The following is a 17,784-nucleotide window of genomic DNA, read 5'->3' on the forward strand; positions in this document are numbered from 1 at the left end:
CAAAGTCGGGTTTGCTGGTAAGCGTGATCGGCAATCCCAGCGTTGGCGATGTGCGGCGCTACTTGCGCGCCGCCACCTTCGCGTCCTTCTCCGGCACCACTTCCAACCGCCACGAGGCGTCCTTGCCCAGGTACTTGGCGGCGAGCGCCTGCATCTGTGCGGGTGTGGTCACCGTGTAGTCGGTCATGACCGAGCGAAGCGACGCAAGGCGCGAGGCGTCGGTTGTGGCGCCTTCGATCTGTTGCATGAAGAAGGCCGAACTGCTGGCGGCGCGGGTGATCTGCTGGCGCAGCGGCTCGATCACGCGGGCGAGTTCGTCGGCCGTGGGTGGATTGGTGATCAGGTCCTGCGCGATCTGGTCGGCCGTTTGGAAGAACACCGGCACCGATTTGGGATCGACTTGCGCCATCGCTGTGATCGAACCTCCGGCCTTGAGGTCGACCGGCCATGTCGAGAACACATATGGCGCATAGGACGCGCCCAGCTTCTCACGCAAAGCATCGAGCAGACGGTTGGTGAACAGCTGCGTCAAAATCTCCAGCTGGCGCGATTCCGGCACGCCGACGGAGCCACCGCCGGTCGGCCATGAGATCACCGCCGCCGCCTGGTCGGGATCGCCATGGTGGTGCAGGACGATCGGCGTGTCGGACGGCTTGGGCACCGTGATCTCGGCCGTGCCGGTGGGTACCGGAGCCGGATCGCGCGGCTTCAGGGCACCGAAAGTGCGCTGCAGCGCCGCCACGGTGGTTGCGGGATCGAAGTCGCCGAAGATCTGCACTTCGATCGGTCCGCTGGCGAGTGCCTTCTCCCAGACCTTGCGGAAGCCCTCAGGCGTGGTCTTGTCGATCTCGGCCGGGGTCGGCGTCTCGAAGCGAGGGTCCTGCCCGCGCTGGTAGAACTGCAAGTCGCGGTTGAGCACGCCTTGGGGCGAGGTCGAAAAGGTGTCGTACTGGATCTTGGCCGCGGCCTTGGCGCGCTCGAACGGCTGCTTGTCCCAGCGTGGCAGGTCGAGCTTTGCGGCGAAGAGATAGAGCTGGTCGGCAAGGTCCGCTGGCCGAGTCTCGGCCGTCATCTCGAACGCGGCATCCTGGACGTCGAAGTCGAAGCCCATCTTGCGGCCGGTCGAGATACGGTCGAGATCGTCCTGGCCGAGCGTTGCCAGGCCGGAGCTGACCAGCGCCGTCTCGCCCAGCGAGATATAAGGCGCGTCCTTGGGCGCGATCTCGCGATAGCCGCCCCCGAAGCGGACCTTCACGGTCACGCGACCGGGCTCTTCCTGTACCGGCCACAGCAGCACTTTGACGCCGTTGGCGAAGGCCAGCTGCTGAATGCCGAGCAAGCCGGTGCTCTGCGACTGCGTGACCTGGCCCGGCTTGCCGATCGCGGGCAACTTGTCGAACGAGACTGGCGCCGAGTTGGCGGCCTGGCGCACCTGCTCGTCGGGCTTGACCGGCTCGGCCAGCGCCTGGCGCAACCCGGCATCGGTCGCGGTGCCTTGCTTTTGCGTGATGAACAAGCCGCGCGTCACAGTGCCGGTGAACAGCTGCTGCGTGTGCTGGAGCACGGCAGCGGGCGTGAACAGCGGCTTGGACTCGCGGAAGATGCGCAGCACCGCTTCGGGCGAGGCGACCGTCTCGCGAATGTCGAGCGCGTTGACGAGGTCGTCGGCCAGCTTGGCGCCGGGCAGGAGGCGGCGCTGCTCGACCGGCACCTGGAACGCGACATCGAGCTCGGCCAGTTCACGGTCGATCTCGGCCTGCGTCGGTGGGCGCACCAGGGCGTCGGCGATCACCGCGCGCACGTCGTGGAGCGCCGCCTTCCAGTCGTCGCCCAACGGCGTGATCGAAACGAAGGTCGCATCGGCGGAGCGCGCGACGTCCTGCTGGTTCACTTGCGCGGTTAGGAAGCTACCGCCCAGCCGTGCCTTGGCTTCCAGTCGGCGATTGATGATCGCCTGCGCCAGCGCGTCCGTCATCAGGCCCTGGTTGTAGACGATGGTATCGTTAACCTGCCGCCAGGGCCGCAGGACGGCATAGTTGATCCCGGCCGGCAGATCGGGTTCGACCAGCACCTTTGCCTCGCCGATCGGATTTTTAGGGTCGACGCCGGCCGGCGCCACCGGATCTCCGAAGCTGGGCGCCGGCACTGCCTTGCCGGGCGGGTTCCAGTCGGCGAACCACTTCTTCACGGAAGCTTCCAGCTGCGCCGGCTCGGCATCGCCGGCAACGATCACGACGACGTTCTGCGGCCTATACCAGCGGTGATAGAACGCGCGCACGCTCTCCTGCGTGGTTGATTGCAGCGACTTGACGGTGCCGATCGGCGAGCGGTCGGCGAGCGGCTGGCCGTGGTAGAACGCCTCCTGCATCGCGTCCTGCACGCGCTTGGCGGCCCCGCCGCGCTCGCGCATTTCGGCCATGACGATCGGCAGGTCGGCCTTCAGGTTGTCCGCGCTCAGCGTGGGCGCGGTGACCATGCCGGAAAGCAGCTTCATCGTCTCGTCGAGCGAGGTGGGCGTGGCGTTCGGCAGGTCGAGCTTGAACACGGTCTGCGTGTTGCTCGTCTCGGCATTGGTGTCGGTGCCGAAGGAGGCACCCAGCCGCTGGAACGTCGCGATCGCCGCGCCGCTCTCGATGTACTTGGACTGGCGGAACACCATGTGCTCCAGCAAGTGCGCATAGCCACGCTCGTTGTCGGTCTCGTAGAGCGAGCCGGCGTCGACGCGGATGCGGATGGAGACCTGGCCCGGCGGCACACCGTTCTTGCGCACGGCGTAACGCATGCCGTTGCTCAGCTCGCCGAAGTTCCACTCCAAGTCGGGCGGCACGTCGCTGCCCTTGTAGAGCCACGGCACCTTGCTGGCGCTGCCCGGAGCCACGGTGCCCTGCACAGGCTTGGCGGGCACCGGCTTTGCAGGCGCCGGCTTTGCCGACACGGGAGCCTGCTGCGCCAGAACGGGTGAAAGCGTCGAAGTGGAGAGGAGGAGAAGGCAGGCGAGCGAGCGGACGGCGCGCGATGAGATGTGCATGGCGAAAGGTATAGGGGCTGCATTGCTGAAGGGCCAGTGAATAGGCAAAGCTTTGCGGCGCAATCATCGCCCGGCGCACCTTGACCACAGGGACGCTTCGCCTACATCGCCTTCATGTATATCGAAACCGAAGCGACGCCCAATCCCGCCACGCTCAAGTTCCTGCCTGGCCGGCAGGTGATGACGGCGGGCACGCGTGAGTTCACCTCGCCAGAAGCGGCCGAAGCTTCGCCGCTGGCGCAGATGCTGTTCGATCTGGGCGACGTGACCGGCGTGTTCTTCGGGCACGACTTCGTCTCGGTGACCGCGGCACCCGGCGTCGAGTGGGCTTCGCTCAAGCCGCAGGTCGCGTCGGTACTGCTCGACCACTTCGTGTCGCAGGCACCGCTGTTCACCGCCGGCACCGCGGCGGGCTTCTCCGTGCCTGGTGACGAGGACGACCTGCTCGACGGTCAGGCGGACGACCCTGCGGACGCGGACATCGTCGCGCAAATCCGCGACCTGATCGACACGCGCGTGCGACCGGCGGTCGCCAATGACGGCGGCGACATCATCTATCGCGGGTTCCGCCAGGGCGTGGTGTTCCTGACGATGCAGGGCGCCTGCTCGGGCTGCCCCTCGTCCTCGGCGACGTTGAAGCACGGCATCGAAGGCCTGCTGAAGCACTACGTGCCCGAAGTCACCGAAGTGCGCGCCGCCTGAGTATCCGCTAGGCCTTGGGCATGCACGCCGGGCGCACTCTGGTCATCGATACCGCGACCGAGGCCTGCTCGGTCGCGCTGTTCGAGGGCGGCGATTGCGTCGCTGGCGAATGGCGCATGCTCGGGCGTGGCCATGCCGAGAACCTGGTGCCGATGATCGCGGCGCTGCCCGAACGCGGACGGGCGACACGGATCGCGGTCGCCCTTGGGCCCGGCAGCTTCACCGGCGTACGCGTAGGCATCGCCGCGGCGCGGGCGCTAGGACTTGCGTGGGGCGCTGAAGTCCTCGGCTATCCGACGCCGGCACTAGTCGCGGCGATGGCCCGCGCGCAGGCGGGCGCCCTCCCCATCACCGTGGCGATGACCGGAGGCCATGGCGAGTGGTTCGTCGCGCGCTACGATGCGGAGGGCGGCGAGGTTAGCCCCGTCGGCTCCCTGCGCCCGGACGTGGCGGCGGCCGGCGCCGACGATCTCGTCGCAGGTAATCAGGCGGCGGCGTTGGTCGCCGCCCGAGGCACCGGCCGCTCGATCGAGCTCTGGCCGGACGCGCGCGCCTTTGCGCTGCTCAGCGAGGGGGACCTGCAATCGCCCGCCCCCATGTATGGCCGACCGCCGGATGCGAAGGTGGCGGCGCGATGACCTGCGGCGACGACGTCGACCAGATCATGGCGATCATGGCCGTGGCGTTCGACCCGGCCTATGGCGAAGCTTGGACTCGTCGCCAAGTCGAGGACGCATTACTGCTGGGTAACTGCCACGCCTACCTCGCCGCACCCGATGGTGCACCGGTCAGCGCGCAGGAACGCGCAGTCGGCTTTTCGCTGTCGCGCACAGGGTTCGAAGAAGAGGAACTGCTGCTGTTCGGCGTCGTGCCAGAGTATCGCAGCTGCGGTGTCGGGCGCGCCATGCTGGTCGCGCTATCCAGCGCTGCAAGTTCGCGCGGAGCGCGGCGGCTTTTACTGGAGATGCGCCGCGGTAATCCAGCAGAACGGCTGTATCGCACGTTCGGCTTCAGCGTGATCGGCGAAAGGCGCGATTATTACCGAACTCCTGTTGGCACGCGTATCGACGCGATCACCTTTGCCTGTGAAATCGCCTGAAGAGTTACGCGGTATTCTGTCGATTGTGACGATACATAGCTGTTACACTTAAATCACATCAAATAGTGTTGTCATCGCGGGCCGAGTGGTTCAATGGCGGTGCATCAAGCGAACGAGCTTGTGCAATCCCATAACCTATGGTCGCATCTAGAGGTCAATATGCAGAACATCGAAACCGACATGAGCGAAACACTGATCACGCTGACTTCGGACATCGTGGCCGCTCATGTCAGCAACAACAACGTCCCCCTGGAAGATCTGCCTTCGCTGATCACCAACGTCTACGGCGCACTCGCCAGTCTGGGCGGCAGCGAGCCGGTGCAGGAAGAGAAGCCTGAGCCCGCCGTTTCGGTGCGCGCCTCCGTGAAGCCCGACTACATCGTCTGCCTGGAAGACGGCAAGAAGCTCAAGATGCTGAAGCGTCACCTGATGACGCACTACAACATGACGCCCGAAGAGTATCGCCAGCGCTGGAACCTGCCTGCCGACTACCCGATGGTCGCCCCCAACTATGCCGAGAAGCGTCGCGAACTGGCCAAGAAGATCGGCCTGGGTCGCAAGCCCAATGCCCGTCGCGGTCGCCGCGCCAAGGCTGCGCCGGCCGTCCCCGCCTGAACGGCGGGCTCAATAGCCGAACCATCGTTGCAATAGTTGTGAATGCGGCGGCGTCGTCCTAGATGGGACGGCGCCGCCGCAGCGCGTTCGCCGCAACCCCTAGGAAAACGACGTGCACCAGCCCATCGACATCGAAGCTCTCTGCGCTCAGCGTGGCCTGCGCATCACCGAGCAGCGCCGCGTCATCGCCAAGGTGCTGTCCGAGAGCACCGATCATCCTGACGTCGAGAAGCTGCATGAGCGTGCGGCGAAGATCGATCCGGGCATCTCGATCGCCACCGTCTATCGCACCGTGCGCCTGTTCGAGGAGGCCGGCATCCTCGACCGGCATGACTTCGGCGACGGCCGTGCACGCTACGAAGCCGCGCCCGAGGCACACCACGACCACATGATTGACGTCGAGACGGGCAACGTGATCGAGTTCGTCGACCCGGAACTAGAGTCGCTGCAGCGGCAGATCGCCGAGCGCCTCGGCTTCCGCCTCGTCGATCACCGCATGGAGCTGTTCGGCGTCAAGATCGGCCGCGAGGGCGGCGAGCGCTGAGATGAGCCCCGGCACAGGTGTGGCCGGCCGGCTGCGCCTGGCCCTGCGCGGCGCAGCGCTGGTCGGGTGGCTGGCGCTGTGCCTGGCGCTCTACGGCCTGCGCGCAATTCTGCCCGGCCGCAACTGGGTGCCGCGCTTATTCCTGGGCGGCACCTTGCGGATCGTCGGGGCGCGGCTGCGCGTGCTCGGAGAACGAGCGCCGGCGCCGTGTTTCCTGATCGCCAATCATCTCAGCTGGATGGATATCCTGGCGCTGGCCGGGGCGACCGGCACCGCGTTCGTCGCGCATGACGGGCTCGCCGGCAATCCCGCGCTGCGTTTCCTGTGCCGGCTGAACCGCACCGTCTTCATCGCCCGGGGCGAGCGCGGCAGTGTCGCTGGGCAAGTCGAGCAAGTGCAAGAGGGCCTGCACGAGAGCGGGGTGCTCACCTTGTTTCCAGAGGGCACTTGCGATGACGGCGTGACGCTGCTGCCGTTCAAGTCCTCACTGCTGGCGGCGGTGGATGGCGGCGATCAGACGGTTGCGATCCAGCCGGTGTGGATCGACTATGGGGCCGAGGCGGGCGAGATCGCCTGGTTCGGTGATGAAGGCGGGCTCGCGAACTTCACGCGCGTGCTGGCGCGTGCGAGGCCGGTTCAGGTGACCTTGCACATGCTTGCTCCGCTCGGACCGCAAGAGCGCCAGGATCGCAAGACCATCGCAGCGGCTGCTCGTGAGGCGATCGAGGCGAGCGCTCTCGGCACTACCTAGGGCGAGTTTCCCTCATTCCCGTTCGTGTCGAGCGCAGTCGAGACACGAACGGAGGTGGGTTGGAGCGTCCTACCCGGGATCAACGCGTGGCGTTGTACGCCAGCTGGTCGTTGTTCAGCTGGAAGCCCACCAGCAACTCGAACGAGGCGCGCGCCACTGCGGCGCGGACCTGCGGGTCCGCCAGCGGGTCGACCGCGGCGTCGGTGTCCCCAGGCTTGCGCTTGCGGGTGATGCGCTCGCGGATGTCCTCGGGCAAGGTTGCCGCCGCACGGTCGATGTAAGCCGATGCGGTACCCTTAGCCTGCGCGCGCTCCTGGCCGGCGGCGAAGTTGATCGTGATCGAGCCGATGCGCTTGCTGGCCACCGTATTGCCGCCCTGCAGAACGGAAACGAAGTAGGGTATCGTCACCTGACGCGCGCCGCCCGTATCGGACCGGCGAGCGAGCACGTCGAACGTGGCGGTTGCGAAGACCTTTTCCCCCTGCTCCTCGTTGCACTGGCTGCGCACGTTGGTCATCGTCGCGACGACGTCGATGTTGGCCGCGGTCTTGTCGCCGGGGGCGCGGAACATGGTGACGTCGCCGGTGTAGTCGGGAATGCCGACGGCCGGGCAGCGCGAACGGATCGCGGTGATGCCCACGCCTTCGTCCACGACGATGTCGCCGCGCTTCGCACAGCCTGCGAGAGTCCCGGCCAGCAGCGCTGCGACGGTGACGGCGCGCAAGGTGGGAACGGGCAGACGGCGTGCGATCATGCGAGACATCCTCGGGTCAGCCAAGATGGCCAAGTATGCGCTTGCCCTAGCGAGGCGCGCGGCAAAGCGCTAGAGGCCGCAGGATGAACGCGCCCTTTCCTGCTCCGATGACCTCCGCGGATCTCGCGCCGCTGCACTTGCTGATTGCCGCGCCGCGTGGCTTCTGCGCCGGTGTCGACCGTGCCATCGAGATCGTCGAGCGCGCGATCCAGCGCTATGGCGCGCCCGTCTACGTGCGGCACGAGATCGTGCACAACAAGTTCGTGGTCGACAGCCTCAAGGCCAAGGGCGCCGTGTTCGTCGAGGAGATCGACGAAGTGCCCGACGGCGTGCCGGTGATCTTCAGCGCGCATGGCGTACCCAAGGCCGTGCCCGCCGAGGCTACCGCGCGTGGGCTCGACTGGCTGGACGCGACGTGTCCGCTGGTCAGCAAGGTCCACCGCCAGGCCGAGCGCCAGATCGAGGCCGGGCGGCACATCCTGTTCATCGGCCATGCCGGACATCCCGAAGTGATCGGCACCTTCGGCCAGGTGCCCGAAGGCACGATGACGCTGATCGAGACGGTAGCCGATGTCGCCGCGCTGTCGATCGGTCCGGACGTGCAACTGTCGTACCTCTCGCAGACCACGCTGTCGGTCGACGATACCGCTGCCATCATCGAGGCGATCACCCGGCGTTTCCCCGGCGTGGTCGCGCCCAAGGCCGAGGACATCTGCTACGCCACGTCCAACCGCCAGGCGGCGGTCAAGGAGATCGCGCCCCAGTGCGACATGGTGCTGGTGATCGGTGCGCCCAACAGCTCCAACTCGCTGCGGCTGGTCGAAGTGGCGGAGCGCTGCGGCAAGCCCGCGCACATGATCCAGCGCGCGACCGACATCGATCCGGCCTGGCTTGACGGCGTGGCGACGCTGGGCATCACCGCCGGCGCTTCCGCTCCCGAAGCTCTGGTCGAGGAAGTGCTCGCCCGCCTGCGCGAGTTGCGCGAGGTCAGCGCCGAGGAGATCGTCACCGCGCGCGAGCGGATGATCTTCAAGCTGCCCCGCCAACTCGCCGACTGAAGCACCAGGGAGCGGGCCAATGGCAGTCTACACGCGGCTCGGCGCCGAGGAGATGGCGCGGATCATCGCCGCGTTCGACGTCGGCACGCTGGTCTCGGCCAAGGGCATTGCGGAAGGCGTGTCCAACAGCAACTGGCTGATCGAGACACAGTGTTTCGAACATGCGCGGCGCTTCATCCTAACGATCTACGAGAGCCGCACCGAGATCGGCGACCTGCCGTTCTTCCTCGGCCTGCTGGACCACCTTGCCGCGCGCGACTGCCCGGTTCCGCGCACGATCCACGACCGCGAGGGCGCATCCTTTCGCCTCTACGAGGGCAAGGCGCTGGCGCTGATCGAGTTCCTGCCCGGCGTTTCGGTCAGCGAACCGACCGCCGGCCAGGCGCGCGCAGTGGGCGAAGCGCTGGCGCAGATACACCTGGCCGGGCGCGACTTCCCCGGCGAGCGCGCCAATGGTCTGGGTCGCACGGCCTGGGCGCAGTTGCTGGGCGATTGTGGGCGCGACGGGCTGACCGCGCTCGACCCTGGCCTTGCCGACCTGGTCGAGCGGGAACTGACGCTGATCTCCAGCCAATGGCCCGAGCACCTGCCGCACTCGGTCATCCACGCCGACTTGTTCCCCGACAACGTGCTGATGCTGGGCGACAAGGTCGCCGGGCTGATCGACTTCTACTTCGCCTGCGTAGACGTCACCGCCTACGACGTTGCGGTGACTCATGCCGCCTGGTGCTTCAGCGCTGATGGCCGGCACTTCCTGCCCCAGCTTTCGGCCGCCTTGCTCGAGGGCTACCAATCGCTGCGCCCGCTCTCGGCCGAGGAGCGCGCCGCCCTTCCCCTGCTCGCCCGCGCCGCGTCGCTGCGGTTCCTGGCGACTCGCGCTTACGACTGGATGAACACGCCCGCGGACGCGCTGGTCACGCCCAAGGACCCGCTGGCCTTCGCCCGCAGGCTTGCCTTCTATGGCGAGGACTGCAATGCCGCTCTCTTCGAGCATGTCTGAGCCGGCGACCAGTTCCTTGAAGCAAGTCGAGATTTTCACTGACGGCGCCTGCAAGGGCAACCCCGGCCCCGGCGGCTGGGGCGTGATCCTGCGCATGGGCAAGCACGAAAAGGAACTCTCGGGCGGCGACCCGCAGACGACCAACAACCGCATGGAGATGACCGCCGTCATCCGCGCGCTCAACGCGCTGATCGAGCCGTGCGAGGTAACCGTGTGCACCGACAGCCGCTACGTGATCGACGGCATGACCAAGTGGGTGCACGGCTGGCAGAAGAAGGGCTGGGTCAACGCCAGCAAGCAGCCGGTGCGCAATGCCGACTTATGGCACGACCTGATCGACGCCTGCCACCGTCACAAGGTCGAATGGAAATGGGTGCGCGGCCACGACGGCCATGTCGAGAACGAGCGCGCCGACAAGCTGGCCAGCGACGCCGCGCTGGCGGCGGGCGGCCGCTGAAAGCGTCTTGCCGGTCGACCTGAGACCCTTGCCGGGCCAGCTCGCCGCCGAGCTGCGGGCCTTGGTCACGCCAGGCCCGCGCATGGCGGACGAGTGGGCCTGCATCGCCTCGGTCATGCTCGCCATCCTGCTGGCGCATGCGATCGGCGCGCGGATGGTCGCCTGGGCGGCATTCACCGCGTTCGTGCTGATGAAGGGAGACCCGCGCGAGACGATGCTGCGCGGCGTGCTCCGCATCGTCGGCACGGGCTTCGGAGCCGGACTGGCGCTGGCCGTGGTGCCGCTCGCCGCGCGGTCGCTCCCGCTGGCGATGGCATGCGCGGCGCTGGTGGGCACCGTGGCGCTCTATGGCATGCTGACCGCGCGGCGTGCCTATGCCTGGCTGCTGGTGGGCCTGACTTTCGAGATGATCCTGCTCGACAAGCTGGAGCATCCCACGCTGGACACGCACGCGTTCTCGCAGACCCGGATGCTGGAAGTGGTCGCCGGCACGATCGCCTGCGTGGCAGTCAGCCTGTCCGTTCGCCTGTTCACGCGGCCCGGGGCGAACGCGGCGCCGATCGAGACGCCGCGGCGCATGTACTGGCACCCGGCCGCGGCGCGCCACGCGGCACAAGCGGGCGTGACGCTAGCGCTGCTGCCGCTGCTCCACCATTTCGCCGGCATTCACGAGCTGGCGCAAGCGGGCGTCACGATCATGGCGGTGATGATCGTGCCGGCCACGGGCCTGGGCACCAGCGGCCTCGTGCCGGTGAGCCGCCGCCTGCTCCACCGCGCCATCGGCTGCCTCAGCGGCAGCGCGCTGGCGCTGGCCATCCTGCTGGTCGCGGAGGGCTCGGTGCCGGTGCTGGTCGCCGGGACGATTGTGGGCATCCTGATCGGCCGCCACATCGAAAACGGCAGCACCCGCGCGCCTTACATCGGCCTGCAGTTCACGCTGGCGATCTTGGTCGTGCTCGTCCCCGATAGCTACGCCACCGCCGAAATCCGACCCGGCGTGCAGCGACTGATCAGCATCCTCCTGGGCATGGCCCTGCTCGAGCCCGTGCTGCTGGTGTGGCATGCGGTGAGTGGGCGGCGAGGCGTTGAGGCTCGGTCGGAGAGCGGAGCCGGGTCGGAGTGAGGTTTGGCGGTTGACAAGGCTTAGGTCTGCTTTGGAGTGAGAAAGCGGACGTCAGCGCAGGGCTGCCACACACCCCTTCTTAGTGGCTCGAAATGTGAAGCTCTGGACTGCTCCCTGGGTTACATAACCGACGAGACAATCGTGTTGCTCGCCTGACGTGTAAGTAAGAGCGACATGTCCGGTCGCTTCGCAGTCTATTGCGTAGCTAACAAGAAGCTGCTTACCCGTTCGTCTTAGTGGAACCTTGGCGCCGCAAAGCAGAAGGTTTGCTCCACTAACTATGCCCTGCTCATCCTCAACGGCAAAGCTGTTGGTGGCGGTGTTGCAGCCCGATACGACCACCAGCACTGCGAGCACGAGCCATCTCATATGCTGTGAATGCCTGTTGTCGCGAATAACCGCAACATAGGCGTGAACGGGCGATTGATCCAGGGAAGCACAATGGGCGCTGTTGCCGCAGAGATGCGCGGAAATGGTCAACATCGAAAATCAATCAAGGGCGCGGCAGCGGCAGTTGTTCGAAGATCTTGTGCATCCTAGTGTTCCGGGCAGCGTTACGGCGGGCATCGCAGCCAAAGTCCATCAGGAAATGCGCGTCATACCTCGGGCCTTTCCAACGGATGTACATGGCACCCATATCAGTCGTTTTTGGCACCTCACTTGGGCATGTGCCTCTTATAAACCGCCAAGCGCTCTGGTCCGAGTACGTTTCAGCTTCGGCGCGGTAAGGCTCCAGGGTGGCTAGGAACCTCAAGAACTGCCGGTGCGTCATTTTGAAGGTGCCGCTCCTCGCAGCCAAGGGCGGTTCGTTGATGTGATATGTACCGGAGCCTGCGGAGCTGATCGTCACATCTTCAGCGACCCAGCCCGAGCGCCGCATCTCGATCCTTTCGATCGCAGGATGATCGGCCTTTCCGCAGGCGCCGACGATCAAAATGGCTAGGCATGGAGCGATCAAGCGCATCATCGAACTCTGCCTCTTCGGGCTCACGTCGACGAAGCATGCCAATTGCCGGGGCGTTAGCTCCATGCGGTCTGCGTCAGCGCTCAAATCGCCCTGGCGCGAACGGCTGGGGATCGACGTCGCCCCATACTTCGCCCAGCACCAGGCCGGCCGCAAGACGGGCGGCAGCGGGGGCGGTCTGGATGCCGAAGCCGCCTTGCCCGGCGAACCAGAGAAAGCCGGGCACTTCGCGGTCGAAGCCGTAGACCGGCAGGCGATCGGGCGCGAAGCTGCGCAGGCCGGCCCAGCGGTGCTCGACGTGCTCGACGGTCCAGTCGACCACCCCGCCCAACCGCTCCACGGCGAGTGCCACGTCGATCTCCTCCGCGGCGGCGTCGCATGGCACGCTGGGCGTTTCATCATGCGGGCTGAGCCAGAGGCGGCCGGCATCGGGCTTGAAGTAGAAGCGCTCGGCCACGTCCAGCACCAGCGGCAGGCTGGCCGGAACCACCGGATCGACCCGCAGCTGGGCGATGGTGCGGCGCAGCGGCGCAATGCCGAGCGGGGCGACGCCGGCGATCCGCGCGACCGAGTCGGCCCAGGCGCCGGCCGCGTCCACGAGGATCTCGGCCGTGACGGCGCGGCCATCGCTCAGCGTCAGCGACCAGCCGGACGGCTGGCGCATAGCTGAGGCCAAGTCGGCGCGGCACCACAGCTGCGCTCCGCCCTCTCGCAGTCTTGCGAGATAGTGCTGGTGGAGCGCGGCCACGTCGATGTCGCTGCAGCTGGGCTCCAGCACGCCATGCGTCCACGCGGGCTTGAGGCCGGGAATGCGCGCCTCCAGTCCGGCGCGGTCGAGGCGCTGCACTTCGACGCCGATGCCGGCGAACGTCTCGGCGAAGCGCTCGACCTCGCCGATCTGATCGGTGGTGCCGATCGTCAGCGCCTCGCGCGGGGCAAGCACGCCGAGCGCCCGCAGCGCGGGGCCGGACGCAGTGGTGAGCGGCTGCACGCCGGGCCCGCCGTAGCTCTCGGTCCAGAACGCGGCGGAGCGGCCAGTGGTGTGGTAGCCGGGGCGATCCTCTGCCTCCAGCACCAGCACGCTGGCGCGCGGGGCAAGCTCGGCGGCGATCGAGGCGCCGGCCATGCCTGCTCCCACGACGACGATGTCGAAGCGCTCGGTCATGGCTGAACCGGTGCCGTCCGGTCCAGGAACTCGGCGATGGCGTTCAGCGCCCTGACGCGCACCGGCAAGGATTCGCGCAGGATCTCGTGCCGCGCTTCTTCTCCGAAAGTCACCAGCTCGACGCGGGGCAGGCGCGCGGCGGCACGCCGGATGGCGCGCCAGGACACCAGTCGGTCGGCGGTGCTGCCCAGCAGGAGCACGGGCAAGTCCACGCGCTCGAGCTGCCCCGCTTTCTCCAGCGACCGGATCGAAGCCAGCGCGGCGACGATCCAGCCCCAGCTGGGCGGACCGAGGGGAAGCTCGGGCCGCTGTTCGTACCACCAGTCCTCATCCTGAAAGCGCACTTCGTCATGCGTCAGGATCTGCATGCGCATGTTCGAGAGCGGCAGCGGCCCTCGTTGCCACTTCCAGGCGGGCGTGCGCGTCCCGCGCATTCCGGCGATCACGCGGCCTAGCGGATGCAGCAGGGCCGAGGGCGCCCAGCCCGGATTGAGCCCCAGCATCGGCGCAACCAGCACTGCCGCCTGGGGCCGGACCCGCTGCTCGGCCAGTGCGCGCAGCACCAGATGCCCACCCATCGAGTGGCCGACGGCGACGTGCGGACCCGGCACGCTGGCGCGCCAATCGTTCCAGAACGCTTCGAAGTCGGCGATCCAGGGCGCGAAGTCATCGGCATGGCCGGTCGTCGCGTCCGCACCGAGTCGACCCGAAAGCGCCTGCCCGCGCCAGTCAATCGAAGTGACGTGCCAGCCCGCCGCATGCCAGCCGTGCAGCACGGGCAAGTGCTTCTCGTAGAAGTCCGCGCGGCCAGGCGCGAACAGCAGCGCACCGCGCGCCGGGCCCGATTGCGGCCAGTCGATGCGGCGAATGGCATGGCCGTCACGCGCGCGCCAGGTCTCCTCCCGCGCATGTGCCGGGATCGAGCGGCCGTCGTATTCGGCTGGGTCTGCAGGTCCGGGACCGTCCGCCGGGCTCATCGCGCAGACGCCGGGAGGGGTGCCTTGGTTACTGTTCGGTAAGTCATGTTCGCTAGTGCGGTGCCCCGTGACAGGGAGCTTCATAGAGATGGCGGGCGGCTGGATTTCGTACGCACTGCTGGCCGCATTGGCAACCGCGCTGCTGGTCGCCGCGGTGACCGACTTGCGCCGGCGCGAGATCGATAACTGGCTGAACCTTACCGTCGCCCTGTGCGCGCCGCTGTACTGGCTGGCCGCGGGACTCGACTGGGTGGCCGTAGGCTTCCAGCTCGTGCTGGCGCTGTTCACCTTCGTGGCCGCCTGCACCCTCTATGCCGTGCGCCAGATGGGCGGGGGCGACGTCAAGCTGTTGAGCGCCCTAGCCTTATGGTTCGTGCCGGGCAGCTTCGTGCAGCTGATCGTCATCATGGGCGTGATCGGCGGCGCGGCCTCGGTGGCGATGGCGGTGTCCAACATGCGCCCCGCGCCCCACGAAACGCTGCGCAACGCACTCTCTACCGTGACCGCGGCGGCCTGGGTGCTGGGCGCCTGCGCCGTGACTTATACGGCGGCGACCGGACGCTCGCTGATCGCGCCGGGATCGCTCGACAAGGTTACCGAACTGCTGCCCGGAGCGTGGGCCGCGGCGATTCTTGGGATTGCGCTGCTGGCGGTGTTCGCCACTGGCCTGCGCCACATCTTCCGCCGCCAGGGCGATGCGATTTCCATACCTTACGGTGTCGCGATCTCGGCGGCAGGGCTCTGGGTGCTCGGCCAGAATATGATCTCAGGGCCATTTGCGGCGGCATCGTAAGAATAAGAGCCAGAGTGAACCCGATCTTTACCAATTTGCCCCAAGTAGCACGGATCAACTCGGGGATCTTCAGGGGGCTGCCAAGCCATGGATAAGAAGAAGCTGCTGCTGCTCGTCGCAGCGCTGCTGATTGCAGTGACCACGGCCTTTGCGGCCCGCTCCGTCTTCTCCGGCGGCGCGGTTGCGCCCACGGCCGAGGCGGTTCCGGTGACTCCGGTCGGCCCCAAGGTCCTGGTGGCGCAGCGCGCGCTGCCGACCGGCACGATCATCACCGCCGACTCGGTCTCGTTCCAGGACTGGCCCAAGGAGCTGGTGCAGGACGCCTACTTCCTCAACGGCCAGGCCGACATGAGCAAGCTGCTGGGCACCGTGGTCCGCTATCCGATCACCGCCGGCCAGCCGCTGACCCAAGGTGCGCTCGTTGCGCCGGGCGACCGCGGCTTCCTGGCCGCCGCGCTCGGGCCGGGCATGCGCGCCATCACCATCCCCGTTTCCGACACCTCGGGCGTCGGCGGGTTCGTGTTCCCGGGCGACCGTGTCGATCTGATGCTGACCCAGTCGGTCAAGAGCGGCGCCGACCAGGAGCTGAAGGCAGCCGAGACGATCCTGCGCAACGTGCGCGTCCTCGCCACCGATCAGGCAACCGCCACCGAGACGGTCGAGGGCAAGAGCGTGGTCAAGACCTCGCGCACCGTCACCCTCGAAGTCACTCCGCGCATCGCCGAGAAGATCTCGGTCGCCGAGACCGTCGGCCAGCTCAGCCTCAGCCTGCGCCCGCTGGCGGACAACCAGGCCGACTTCGAGCGCGTGCTCGCCAGTGGTGACCTGAAGGTACCCGAAGGCGCGTCGAAGGAGCAGGAAGACCAGCTCATGCGCCAGGCGATGAACCACCCGATCGAGGGCAGCACGACTTTCGTGACCGGCGGCGACGTCTCGCGCTTCCAGCCCTCGCGCTACATCCCGCCATCGTCCGCAGCTCCCGCCGCGCCGATGATGTCGGCTCCGGCGGCACCGTCCAGCGGCGTCGCGGCGGCCCCGGTGGTCCACATGGGTCCGGTGGTCCGCGTCACTCGCGGCAAGACCACCACTGCCGAAGCGGCGGGCAAGTAAATGCGCCGCCTCAACCAGCCTCATTTCGCCCAGAAGGGTAACGCCATGACCTTCCGTCTTCTCAGGAATGCGTTGTTCGCCGCATGTGCCGCCGCGCCCCTGGCGCTGGTGCCTGCCGCTCCGGCTGCCGCACAGGCGGTGATCCGCCCGGCGCAGGACATCCAACTGTCGATCGGCTCTGGCCAGCTAGTCAGCCTGCCGGGCACCATGGCCGACGTGTTCGTGTCCAACGACGCGGTGGCCGACGTGCAGGTCAAGTCGCAGCGCCAGCTCTACGTGTTCGGCAAGGGTGGCGGCCTCACGACCGTCTACGCCAGCAACGCCAAGGGCGACGTGGTGTGGTCCGCCAACGTGCGGGTCGGCTCCAATCTCGACAGCGTCGATTCGATGCTGCGCATGGCCATGCCCGACGCCAAGATCGGCGTCTCGACGATGGGTTCGAACACCTTCCTGCTGACGGGCACGGTCAAGTCGCCCGAGGACGGCGCCGAGGCCGAGCGCCTGGTGCAGGCCTTCGTCGGCAAGGAAGCGAACGTCATCAGCCGCGTGCGCACCGCGACGCCGCTGCAGGTCAACCTGCAGGTGCGCTTCGCCGAAGTGAGCCGCTCGCTGGTGAAGCAGCTGAACTCCAACCTCACCACGATCGACGGCACCGGCGGCTTCAAGTTTGGCCTGGGCCAGGGTCGCCAGCCGGGCACGACCTTCAACGCGGACCCACGCGCTCCGTTGGGCATCGGAACCAGCGTCAGCGCCACCGGCATCAACCCGATCACCGGGGCCACCGTGACCATCCCGGGCTCCAACGTTACGCGGGTCGACGGGCTGACAACTCTCGCTGGAGCCGGCAAGCTGTTCGGCCTCAATATCCTTGGCGCGCTGGACGCGGGCGAGAACATCGGCCTCGTCACCACGCTGGCTCAGCCCAACCTCACCGCGCTGTCGGGCGAGACCGCCGACTTCCTGGCAGGCGGCGAATATCCGATCCCGATCTCGCAGGGCCTCGGCGCCACGTCGGTCGAGTTCAAGAAATACGGCGTCAGCCTGGCGTACACCCCCACGGTGCTGTCTAACGGCCGCATCTCACTGCGCGTGCGCCCCGAAGTCTCGGAGCTGACGACGCAAGGGTCGGTGGTGCTGAACGGCTACTCGATCCCGGGCATCACCGTGCGCCGGACCGAGACCACGGTCGAACTCGGCTCTGGCCAGAGCTTCATGATCGCGGGACTGCTCAGCAACAACTCGCAGAACACGATTCAGAAGCTTCCGGGCGCCGGCGACCTGCCCATCCTGGGCTCGCTGTTCCGCTCCACCAGCTACCGCCGCGGCGAGACCGAGCTGGTGATCGTGGTGACGCCATACCTGGTAAACCCGGTGGACGGCAGCCAGATCTCGCTGCCGACCGATGGCTTCAACGCGCCCGACGATCTGCAGCGCATCCTGGGCAACATGGAAACCGACTCGTCCGTCGGCAGCAAGTCGGGCCGCTCACGCCCGACCTCCGCGCCCGTCGCCACCGAGGCGCCGGGCATCGGCGCCGCCACCACGCTGCCCGCCGCCGACGGTAAGAAGGCCAAGTCCGCCAAGCGCTCCGCCGACGCGGGTTCCGCCGCGCCCGGCTTCGCCACCAAGTTCTGAAGGGATCGA

At 67.3% G+C, this 17,784-nt stretch carries 19 protein-coding genes; 13 read left to right on the forward strand and 6 right to left on the reverse strand.

Features of this window, described 5'->3' with window-relative positions; genetic code table 11:
- Window positions 1-58 precede the first annotated feature (58 nt).
- Window positions 59-3,028: a pitrilysin family protein gene (locus GV044_RS01845; RefSeq protein WP_159864676.1), complete on the reverse strand. Its 2,970-nt coding sequence runs from the start codon at window positions 3,026-3,028 to the stop codon at window positions 59-61.
- A gap of 114 nt (window positions 3,029-3,142) precedes the next feature.
- On the opposite strand from GV044_RS01845, the gene GV044_RS01850 reads away from it, so the two are divergent.
- The 6 genes from GV044_RS01850 (at window position 3,143) to GV044_RS01875 (ending at window position 6,739) form a co-directional block, all read left to right on the forward strand.
- Window positions 3,143-3,730 carry a NifU family protein gene (locus tag GV044_RS01850; protein ID WP_159864679.1) on the forward strand — a complete coding sequence of 196 codons (588 nt, stop codon included), beginning with the start codon at window positions 3,143-3,145 and terminating at the stop codon, window positions 3,728-3,730.
- 20 nt (window positions 3,731-3,750) lie between these two features.
- Window positions 3,751-4,368, forward strand: coding sequence for a tRNA (adenosine(37)-N6)-threonylcarbamoyltransferase complex dimerization subunit type 1 TsaB (gene tsaB / locus GV044_RS01855; RefSeq protein WP_159864682.1), 618 nt, complete (start codon window positions 3,751-3,753; stop codon window positions 4,366-4,368).
- Window positions 4,369-4,394: 26 nt separating this feature from the next.
- Window positions 4,395-4,829, forward strand: a complete 435-nt coding sequence (locus GV044_RS01860) for a GNAT family N-acetyltransferase (protein WP_159864685.1) — start codon at window positions 4,395-4,397, stop codon at window positions 4,827-4,829.
- A gap of 159 nt (window positions 4,830-4,988) precedes the next feature.
- A complete protein-coding gene (locus GV044_RS01865; protein WP_159864688.1) occupies window positions 4,989-5,444 on the forward strand; it encodes a MucR family transcriptional regulator in 456 nt (151 codons plus the stop codon).
- Window positions 5,445-5,556: 112 nt separating this feature from the next.
- A complete protein-coding gene (locus GV044_RS01870) occupies window positions 5,557-5,988 on the forward strand; it encodes a Fur family transcriptional regulator (RefSeq protein ID WP_159864691.1) in 432 nt (143 codons plus the stop codon).
- Window position 5,989: 1 nt separating this feature from the next.
- Window positions 5,990-6,739: a 1-acyl-sn-glycerol-3-phosphate acyltransferase gene (locus tag GV044_RS01875; protein WP_201298993.1), complete on the forward strand. Its 750-nt coding sequence runs from the start codon at window positions 5,990-5,992 to the stop codon at window positions 6,737-6,739.
- A 79-nt stretch (window positions 6,740-6,818) separates the two neighbouring features.
- On the opposite strand, the gene GV044_RS01880 is transcribed toward GV044_RS01875, so the two are convergent.
- Window positions 6,819-7,493, reverse strand: coding sequence for a hypothetical protein (locus tag GV044_RS01880; RefSeq protein ID WP_159864694.1), 675 nt, complete (start codon window positions 7,491-7,493; stop codon window positions 6,819-6,821).
- Window positions 7,494-7,576: 83 nt separating this feature from the next.
- Between GV044_RS01880 and ispH the strand changes: the two genes are divergently transcribed.
- Genes ispH through GV044_RS01900 form a run of 4 tightly spaced genes read left to right on the forward strand, consistent with a single transcriptional unit; the run spans window position 7,577 to window position 11,131 of the window.
- A complete protein-coding gene (ispH, locus tag GV044_RS01885) occupies window positions 7,577-8,551 on the forward strand; it encodes a 4-hydroxy-3-methylbut-2-enyl diphosphate reductase (RefSeq protein ID WP_159864697.1) in 975 nt (324 codons plus the stop codon).
- A 19-nt stretch (window positions 8,552-8,570) separates the two neighbouring features.
- Complete coding sequence (gene thrB, locus GV044_RS01890) at window positions 8,571-9,551, forward strand: homoserine kinase (RefSeq protein WP_159864700.1); 981 nt, start codon at window positions 8,571-8,573, stop codon at window positions 9,549-9,551.
- Between the two features lie 16 nt (window positions 9,552-9,567).
- On the forward strand, window positions 9,568-10,008 hold the full coding sequence (gene rnhA, locus GV044_RS01895) for a ribonuclease HI (protein WP_159870690.1): 441 nt from the start codon (window positions 9,568-9,570) through the stop codon (window positions 10,006-10,008).
- A gap of 7 nt (window positions 10,009-10,015) precedes the next feature.
- Window positions 10,016-11,131, forward strand: coding sequence for an FUSC family protein (locus GV044_RS01900; RefSeq protein ID WP_236554611.1), 1,116 nt, complete (start codon window positions 10,016-10,018; stop codon window positions 11,129-11,131).
- A gap of 51 nt (window positions 11,132-11,182) precedes the next feature.
- Here GV044_RS01900 and GV044_RS01905 read toward each other — a convergent pair whose 3' ends face one another.
- The 4 genes from GV044_RS01905 to GV044_RS01920 all read right to left on the reverse strand — a co-directional run bounded on the left by GV044_RS01905 (window position 11,183) and on the right by GV044_RS01920 (window position 14,237).
- A complete protein-coding gene (locus GV044_RS01905) occupies window positions 11,183-11,614 on the reverse strand; it encodes a hypothetical protein (RefSeq protein WP_159864703.1) in 432 nt (143 codons plus the stop codon).
- Between the two features lie 10 nt (window positions 11,615-11,624).
- Window positions 11,625-12,098, reverse strand: a complete 474-nt coding sequence (locus tag GV044_RS01910; protein WP_159864706.1) for a hypothetical protein — start codon at window positions 12,096-12,098, stop codon at window positions 11,625-11,627.
- Window positions 12,099-12,171: 73 nt separating this feature from the next.
- Window positions 12,172-13,260 carry an FAD-binding oxidoreductase gene (locus GV044_RS01915; RefSeq protein WP_159864707.1) on the reverse strand — a complete coding sequence of 363 codons (1,089 nt, stop codon included), beginning with the start codon at window positions 13,258-13,260 and terminating at the stop codon, window positions 12,172-12,174.
- Complete coding sequence (locus tag GV044_RS01920) at window positions 13,257-14,237, reverse strand: alpha/beta hydrolase (RefSeq protein WP_159864708.1); 981 nt, start codon at window positions 14,235-14,237, stop codon at window positions 13,257-13,259. The genes GV044_RS01915 and GV044_RS01920 overlap by 4 nt, the downstream gene beginning before the upstream one ends.
- Before the next feature lie 88 nt (window positions 14,238-14,325).
- Here GV044_RS01920 and GV044_RS01925 point away from each other — a divergent pair, with 88 nt between their 5' ends.
- From GV044_RS01925 to GV044_RS01935, 3 genes are all read left to right on the forward strand, one after another.
- Window positions 14,326-15,030, forward strand: coding sequence for a prepilin peptidase (locus tag GV044_RS01925; protein ID WP_159864709.1), 705 nt, complete (start codon window positions 14,326-14,328; stop codon window positions 15,028-15,030).
- A gap of 87 nt (window positions 15,031-15,117) precedes the next feature.
- Window positions 15,118-16,140, forward strand: a complete 1,023-nt coding sequence (gene cpaB, locus GV044_RS01930; protein ID WP_159864710.1) for a Flp pilus assembly protein CpaB — start codon at window positions 15,118-15,120, stop codon at window positions 16,138-16,140.
- 45 nt (window positions 16,141-16,185) lie between these two features.
- Window positions 16,186-17,775: a type II and III secretion system protein family protein gene (locus tag GV044_RS01935; RefSeq protein ID WP_159864711.1), complete on the forward strand. Its 1,590-nt coding sequence runs from the start codon at window positions 16,186-16,188 to the stop codon at window positions 17,773-17,775.
- The last annotated feature ends 9 nt before the right edge of the window (window positions 17,776-17,784 follow it).

Source organism: Novosphingobium sp. 9U (assembly GCF_902506425.1).
GTDB lineage: Bacteria > Pseudomonadota > Alphaproteobacteria > Sphingomonadales > Sphingomonadaceae > Novosphingobium.

Bases quoted from the DNA above. Each gene is read 5' to 3' on its own strand.
- GV044_RS01845 (WP_159864676.1), bottom strand. From the start codon at position 3,028: ATGCACATCTCATCGCGCGCCGTCCGCTCGCTCGCCTGCCTTCTCCTC.
- GV044_RS01850 (WP_159864679.1), top strand. From the start codon at position 3,143: ATGTATATCGAAACCGAAGCGACGCCCAATCCCGCCACGCTCAAGTTC.
- tsaB (WP_159864682.1), top strand. From the start codon at position 3,751: ATGCACGCCGGGCGCACTCTGGTCATCGATACCGCGACCGAGGCCTGC.
- GV044_RS01860 (WP_159864685.1), top strand. From the start codon at position 4,395: ATGGCGATCATGGCCGTGGCGTTCGACCCGGCCTATGGCGAAGCTTGG.
- GV044_RS01865 (WP_159864688.1), top strand. From the start codon at position 4,989: ATGCAGAACATCGAAACCGACATGAGCGAAACACTGATCACGCTGACT.
- GV044_RS01875 (WP_201298993.1), top strand. From the start codon at position 5,990: ATGAGCCCCGGCACAGGTGTGGCCGGCCGGCTGCGCCTGGCCCTGCGC.
- GV044_RS01880 (WP_159864694.1), bottom strand. From the start codon at position 7,493: ATGATCGCACGCCGTCTGCCCGTTCCCACCTTGCGCGCCGTCACCGTC.
- ispH (WP_159864697.1), top strand. From the start codon at position 7,577: ATGAACGCGCCCTTTCCTGCTCCGATGACCTCCGCGGATCTCGCGCCG.
- thrB (WP_159864700.1), top strand. From the start codon at position 8,571: ATGGCAGTCTACACGCGGCTCGGCGCCGAGGAGATGGCGCGGATCATC.
- GV044_RS01905 (WP_159864703.1), bottom strand. From the start codon at position 11,614: ATGTTGACCATTTCCGCGCATCTCTGCGGCAACAGCGCCCATTGTGCT.
- GV044_RS01910 (WP_159864706.1), bottom strand. From the start codon at position 12,098: ATGATGCGCTTGATCGCTCCATGCCTAGCCATTTTGATCGTCGGCGCC.
- GV044_RS01915 (WP_159864707.1), bottom strand. From the start codon at position 13,260: ATGACCGAGCGCTTCGACATCGTCGTCGTGGGAGCAGGCATGGCCGGC.
- GV044_RS01920 (WP_159864708.1), bottom strand. From the start codon at position 14,237: ATGAGCCCGGCGGACGGTCCCGGACCTGCAGACCCAGCCGAATACGAC.
- GV044_RS01925 (WP_159864709.1), top strand. From the start codon at position 14,326: ATGGCGGGCGGCTGGATTTCGTACGCACTGCTGGCCGCATTGGCAACC.
- cpaB (WP_159864710.1), top strand. From the start codon at position 15,118: ATGGATAAGAAGAAGCTGCTGCTGCTCGTCGCAGCGCTGCTGATTGCA.
- GV044_RS01935 (WP_159864711.1), top strand. From the start codon at position 16,186: ATGACCTTCCGTCTTCTCAGGAATGCGTTGTTCGCCGCATGTGCCGCC.